The organism is Aerococcus sp. L_32 (assembly GCF_050689315.1).
Genome location: NZ_JBOEQF010000670.1, coordinates 1 through 974, shown reverse-complemented (window position 1 = coordinate 974; position 974 = coordinate 1). Strand labels below are relative to the sequence as shown.

Here is a 974-nt window from a genome sequence, read left to right as displayed (position 1 = left end):
TATAAAGGTATTAACTTCTTTCGTCCAACCTACTTGTGTATAGATTTCTTCGGTATATTTCTCTTCATTTTCCATTAAGTCAAATAGCAGCGCGTACATCCAGTCTTTCAATTCATTTTGTTCATCAGTTGAAAGTTGGTTGTAACCTAATTGGAATTTGTAGCCCAGGTAAGTACCATGTACAGACTCATCGCGAATAATCAATTTGATAACTTCAGCGACATTCTCTAATTTATTGTTGCCTAAATACCATAATGGTGCATAGAAACCTGAATAGAATAAGTAGGTTTCTAAGAATACGCTGGCAATTTTTTGTTGTAGACCAGTACCATTTTGGTAAATCTCGTTGATACGACGTGCTTTATATTGAAGATATTCGTTGTTGTTAGCCCAATCGAAGATCTCATCAATTTCACGAGTTGTATTCAATGAAATAAAAATTGTTGAATAAGATTTAGCATGTACCGACTCCATGAATAGGATATTGTTCAATACCGCTTCTTCATGTTGTGTCCGAACAGCATCACGCATAACGTTTGCGCCTTCTTCAGACTGTAAAGTATCTAAAGCTGTTAAGCCAGCAAAGGCTTTGTTGACTACATCACGTTCTTCGTCAGTTAGGATTCGCCAATCATCACGGTCATTAGATACTGGAATACGTGTATCCAACCAAAATTGTGAGGTCAATTTTTCCCATGTTGACTTATCAATCGCATCTTCTACCCGGTCCCAGTCGATGGATTTATAGTATAAAACATGATCATTTGTTGGTTCTCCACCCAAAATCTGGTTAAAGTATTTTTTATTTTCTTGTGTCATTATTAATTTTCCTCTCGTTTACGTTTTAAATCACACATGATTCACATTGGTCAACGCCAATTTCTTTATCGGAGTCATCTGTATAAGTCCGCACATAGTAAATCGATTTGATCCCTTGTGCCCAAGCATAATTACGCAAGCGGTTAAGGTCACGA

1 protein-coding gene and 1 pseudogene are annotated in these 974 nt (G+C 36.7%); both read right to left on the bottom strand.

The window, feature by feature from the left end; translation table 11 throughout:
• A partial coding sequence (gene nrdF / locus ACRCJ0_RS15590; protein ID WP_431391102.1) for a class 1b ribonucleoside-diphosphate reductase subunit beta occupies positions 1-819 on the bottom strand: 819 nt, incomplete at its 3' end.
• A gap of 25 nt (positions 820-844) precedes the next feature.
• A pseudogene (locus ACRCJ0_RS15585) lies at positions 845-974 on the bottom strand (ribonucleoside-diphosphate reductase); the annotation flags it as partial.